This is a genomic window from Sphingomonas sp. NPDC019816, from assembly GCF_050274375.1.
Classification (GTDB): Bacteria; Pseudomonadota; Alphaproteobacteria; order Sphingomonadales; family Sphingomonadaceae; genus Sphingomonas.
In genome coordinates this window covers 1-5,167 of sequence record NZ_JBNNOB010000188.1, presented here as the reverse complement: position 1 = coordinate 5,167, position 5,167 = coordinate 1, and the positions used below count along the sequence as shown (strand labels likewise).

Here is a 5,167-nt window from a genome sequence, read left to right as displayed (position 1 = left end):
CCCCTACTCAACGAAAAAAAAAAACCCCCCCCAGATTACAAGTGCGGGGACGGGAGTTCACCCTTTTCCTCCCCCCACCCGCCCCCCCGCCGCGCCCATTCAGCGGGCGATCCTGGCGGGTGACATGGTGACCGGGGTCGGCATCATGCAGATGGAGGCGGGCCTCGATACCGGCCCCGTACGGTTGGAAGACTCGACCCCGATCGGCCGCAAGACGACGGGTGAGTTGACCGACGAACTGGCGGCGATGGGTGCGCGACTGATGGTCAGGGTGCTGGAGGATGTAGACCGCTATGCCGCGCGGCCACAGCCCGAAGCGGGCATCACCTATGCCGCAAAGATCGACAAGGCCGAGACGCGGCTCGATTTCACGCGGCCCGCCATCGAACTGGAGCGACAGGTCCGGGCCTTCAACCCCGCACCGGGGGCTTGGTTCGAGCATGAGGGGGAGCGGATCAAGGTGCTGGCGGCCGAGGTCATCGACCAATCCGGCATGGCGGGCGAGGTGCTCGACGACCGCTTGACCATCGCCTGTGGCGAGGGCGCGTTCCGGCCTGTGACGGTTCAGCGTGCAGGGCGTGGCGTATCCAGCGCCGATGACTTGCTGCGCGGCTTTTCGATCCCGGCGGGCACCCGGCTTTGACCCGCTTCGCGCTGACGGTCGAATTCGACGGACGGCCCTTCATGGGCTGGCAGCGTCAGTCGCATGGCCCCAGCGTGCAGCAGGCGCTGGAGGACGCAATCCACGCCGTCACCGGTGAGCGTGCCGCCGTCCACGCGGCCGGGCGGACCGATGCGGGTGTCCATGGCCTGGCGATGCGCGCGCATGTCGACATCGAGAAGACGATCACCCCGTTCCGTCTGATGGAGGCGATCAACGCGCGTATCCGCCCGGCACCGGTCGCCGTCCTAGAATGCGTGGAGGTCGCGCCCGACTGGCATGCGCGCTTCACCTGCATCAGGCGATCCTATGAGTATCGTATCGTCAATCGTCGCGCACCGCTGACCCATGAAGCGGGGCTGGCATGGCAGGTGCCGCAGCCGCTGGATCATATCGCCATGGCCGACGCGGCGACGCACTTGGTCGGGCGGCACGACTTCACCACCTTCCGCTCGGCGCATTGCCAGGCGGACAGCCCGGTGCGGACCCTCGACCTTTTATCGGTCGAGCGGATCGGCGAGCGGCTCCATATCCGGGCCGCCGCCCGCTCCTTCCTGCACCATCAGGTCCGCTCGATGGTCGGATGCCTGGCGCTGGTCGGCATGGGCCGCTGGACCCCGGACGATGTCGGTAGCGCGCTGGCGGCGCAGGACCGATCGCGGCTCGGTCTCAATGCGCCGTCGGACGGGCTGTTCTTCGTTCGCGCGGATTACCCGGACGAGGCCTGACGCACGAAGCGCGCCGCCAACTCGACATGGGTCGACCAGCGGAACTGCCCCACCGGCTGCACCCATTCGAGCGACCAGCCCTGGTCGACCATCATCCGCGCATCGCGCGCGAAGCTGGACGGGTTGCACGACACATAGGCAACCGCGCCGACCGCCGCGCTGGCCAGCGCCTCGGCCTGATCGCGCGCGCCGGCCCGCGGCGGATCGAGGACGATCGCGTCGAACCGGTCGAGCTCGGTCTTGGTCAGCGGCCGGCGATAGAGGTCGCGATGCTCGGCGAACACCGGGCGATGCTGCGCATTGGCCGCGCCTTTCAGCGACAGGATCGCATCGCGCGCACCCTCGGCGGCATAGATCTTGCCCGGTAGCGCGAGCGCGAAGGTGCCCAGCCCGGCGAACAGGTCGGCGGTCGTGCGGGGATTGCCGACCGCCTCGCGCACCGCCGCGACCAATGCCGCCTCGCCATCCCGCGTCGCCTGCAGGAACGCGCCCGGCGGCAGGGGAACGGCGACGCCGCCCAGCGTGATGGTCACCGGTTCGGGTTCCCACCGGGTTTCGGCGCCCAGCCCGTCATCGACCGAGAAGCGTGCCACGCCATGACGCTGGCAGAAGGCGATGATCGCCTCGGCCGCATCCAGCCCGTCAGGCGAGAAGTTCGTGACAAGGATGTCGGCACCTTGATCGGCCAGTGCCAGATGCACGTCGCCGCGCCGCTTGAACCCCAGCCGCTGGAGCAGCGCACGCAGCGGCGCAACGAGGGCGAAGAGTTCGGGGGCGAGGATGTGGCACTCGGCGATGTCGACGATCGCGTGGCTCTTCTCCTCGGAGAAACCGATCAGGACCCGCCCGCCCTTGAACTCCGCATGCAGGGTCGCACGGCGACGACTGCGCGGGGGCGACAGGTGCGCCGGCCGCAATGGTGCCGACAGCCCCTGGGCATCGAGCGCCGAGGCGATCCGGTCGGTGACGAAGCCGGCATAGCTGTCATCGTCCAGATGCTGAAGCTGGCAACCCCCACAGCGCGGGAAATGGCCGCAAGGCGGCGTCTGGTGATGCGGGCCGGGTACGACGCCGCCATCGGCGGACAGGATGTCGCCGGGTGCGGCAAAGGCGGCGTGACGGCCGTTTTCGGTCACGCCGTCGCCACGCGCGGCGACGCGGATGATGATATCGCTCATGGCGATCAGCCTCTGACGGCGGAAAGCGCGTCTGCCAAGTCGTCGGCGATGAAAGCGCGGCCGCAACGCCGCGCCGCCTGGCCATGAAGCCACACGCCCGCCGCCGCCGCGTCCACCGGATCGAGCCCCGCCGCCAGCATCGCGCCGATCGCACCGGCCAGCACATCGCCCGTCCCGGCGGTCGACAGCCATGCATTGGCTTCTGGGCACAGGATGGTGCGGCCATCCGGCGCGGCGATGACGGTATCCGCGCCCTTGTGGACGACGACCGCGCCGCTGCGCTTCGCCGCCTGGCGAGTCAGATCGGGCTTCGCGCCGTCCGCCTCACCGAACAGATGGGCAAATTCGCCTCCGTGCGGTGTCAGGATCTTCGGCCCGATATGGGCGCGCAGCCCCTCCACATCGATCAGTCGCAAAGCATCGCCATCGATGACGAGCGGCCGTCCGCTTCCCATCGCGGCCCCCAGCTTGGCGCGCGCGCCATCGTCTCGGCCGAGGCCCGGTCCAACCACGATGGCGCCGATCCGGTCGTCCATCAACGCGTCGGGGCTGAAATCCCGGCGGACGATCGCATGCGGAGAGGCTCCGGCCTTTTCGGCATGATCGCTCAGATGCAGGACATAGCCGGCACCGGCACGGGCGGCGGCGATCGCGGCGAGTTCGGACGCACCGGACATCGATCCCGCCACGATCGCTACCAGCCCCCGGCTATATTTATGCGACAGTGCGTCGGGTTCGGGCAGGCTGGGCTTGCCCAGAACTCGCATATGGTCATCCGCCGACACGCCGATGTCGAGCAGGCGCACGGCACCCATGACGGCTGCGGCCGGTTGCAACAGGTGCGCCGGTTTGACCGCCCCCAGTGCCAGCGTCACATCGAAACGGGGGACATCGCCGAACAGACGGCCGTCATCGCTCCCCACCCCGCTCGGCAGGTCGAGCGCGATCCGCAGGGAGGCTGATTGCGCGAGGCGCGAGAGACCAGTCGTCGTGGCCGCGTCCAAGGCTCGGCTAAGCCCGATGCCGAACAGCGCATCGACGAGGATCGGGGCAGCCTCCGCGTCTTCGAGCCGCTCGACCGGACCGGCCCACAGGCCGCGTGCCCAGATCGCATTGTCGCTCTTCGGCTCACCCGTGGCCGCGATCCGCACCGGTACGCCAAGCCGTTTTAGCGTGGCGGCGGCGACATAGCCGTCACCCCCATTATTACCGGGACCGCAGAGGATGAGGACGGGTCGTCCCGTCGCCAGCCGCGCGACCGCTTGCGCGACCGCCTCGCCCGCACGCTGCATCAGAGCGGTGGGTTCGATGCCGGCATCGAACATCGCCTGCTCCGCCGCGCGCATACCCTGGGCGGACAGGACGGTTTGCCCCGCGACCGGGATCATTGTGCGCCCACGGTCGCGGGCAGGCGATAGCGGTCCGCGCCCATCGCCACCTCGATCTGACGATCGCCTTGCACCGAGACCCGCGCCGGCAGCGCGCCATCGGCCGCCGCCACGCCGCGCCCGTCCTGCGTCACCTGCAAGCGCCGGAAACCGCCATCGGGATGGCGCAGGGTCAGTACGACGGCCTGACCGGCCGCGCTCTGTTCGACGGTGCAATCGCGACGAAAGCCCTGTTCCCCGCCAAGCGCACATTCGATCGCCAGGCCAGGCTTCTGGCTCGCCATCGCGGCGCGGCCATCATCCGCCTGCTCGTTCTGCCCGCCCGAGCATCCGGCCAGCACAAGCGCGCCGGCCAGATATGCGGCATCAGATATCCGCATAGACATGGCGCTCGGACTTGGCGCCGGGATGGGTGACCGCGCCTTGATGCGCCGGACCGACATTCTGGGCATAGCGCCACAACACGCCGGACTGGTAATCGTTCACGCGCGGGGTCCAGCGGGTGCGGCGTTCGGCCAGAACGTCCTCTGCCACGTCCAGGTCGATCGTCCCCGCCTCGGCATCGATGCGGATGACGTCGCCATTTTCGACCAGCGCGATCGGGCCGCCATCCGCTGCCTCGGGTCCGACATGGCCGATACAGAAGCCGCGTGTACCGCCCGAGAAACGCCCATCGGTGATCAGCGCGACCTTCTCGCCCAGCCCCTGGCCGTAAAGCGCGGCGGTGGTCGACAGCATCTCGCGCATGCCGGGACCGCCCTTGGGCCCTTCATAGCGGATGACGACGACGGTGCCGTCCGTGATCTCCCGCGCCTCGACGGCGGCGAACGCCTCCTCCTCGCAGTCGAAGACACGAGCGGTGCCCTCGAACTGAAGGCGCTTCATGCCCGCGACCTTCACGATCGCCCCCTCAGGGGCCAGGCTGCCGCGCAGGCCGACGACACCTCCGGTCGGCGTGATCGGCGTCTTCACGTCATAAATGACCTTCTGGTCGGGGTTCCACGTCACCTCGTCGATATTCTCGGCCAGCGCCTTGCCGGTCACGGTGATGCAGTCTCCGTGGAGATACCCGCCCGCCAGCAGCGTCTTCATCAGCATATAGACGCCGCCCGCCTCATACATGTCCTTGGCGACATAGCGGCCGCCGGGCTTGAGGTCGGCGATATAGGGAGTGGTCTTGAAGATCTCGGCCACGTCGAACAGGTCGAAGTC

Annotated in this window: 6 protein-coding genes; 2 read left to right on the top strand and 4 right to left on the bottom strand. The window is 68.6% G+C overall.

Annotation, left to right across the window (positions count from 1 at the left end; all coding sequences use genetic code 11):
* Both ACQKJZ_RS17905 and truA read left to right on the top strand, forming a co-directional pair.
* Nucleotides 1-643 (top strand): methionyl-tRNA formyltransferase (locus ACQKJZ_RS17905; protein ID WP_427732882.1); only part of this gene is annotated, 643 nt, incomplete at its 5' end.
* Nucleotides 640-1,389 (top strand): tRNA pseudouridine(38-40) synthase TruA, encoded by a 750-nt coding sequence (gene truA, locus ACQKJZ_RS17900; RefSeq protein WP_427732880.1) that lies wholly within the window; start codon nt 640-642, stop codon nt 1,387-1,389. The genes ACQKJZ_RS17905 and truA, both read left to right, overlap by 4 nt.
* On the opposite strand, the gene ACQKJZ_RS17895 is transcribed toward truA, so the two are convergent.
* From ACQKJZ_RS17895 to ACQKJZ_RS17880, 4 genes are all read right to left on the bottom strand, one after another.
* A complete protein-coding gene (locus tag ACQKJZ_RS17895; RefSeq protein WP_427732878.1) occupies nt 1,371-2,567 on the bottom strand; it encodes a class I SAM-dependent RNA methyltransferase in 1,197 nt (398 codons plus the stop codon). The genes truA and ACQKJZ_RS17895 overlap by 19 nt on opposite strands.
* Nucleotides 2,568-2,572: 5 nt before the next feature.
* The gene (locus tag ACQKJZ_RS17890) at nt 2,573-3,955 is read right to left on the bottom strand and encodes an NAD(P)H-hydrate dehydratase (RefSeq protein ID WP_427732876.1); all 1,383 of its coding nucleotides are present in this window, start codon (nt 3,953-3,955) and stop codon (nt 2,573-2,575) included.
* Nucleotides 3,952-4,335: a hypothetical protein gene (locus ACQKJZ_RS17885; protein WP_312488812.1), complete on the bottom strand. Its 384-nt coding sequence runs from the start codon at nt 4,333-4,335 to the stop codon at nt 3,952-3,954. Before ACQKJZ_RS17885 ends, ACQKJZ_RS17890 begins: the two co-directional genes overlap by 4 nt.
* Nucleotides 4,322-5,167 (bottom strand): dihydroxy-acid dehydratase (locus ACQKJZ_RS17880; RefSeq protein ID WP_427732874.1); only part of this gene is annotated, 846 nt, incomplete at its 5' end. The genes ACQKJZ_RS17880 and ACQKJZ_RS17885, both read right to left, overlap by 14 nt.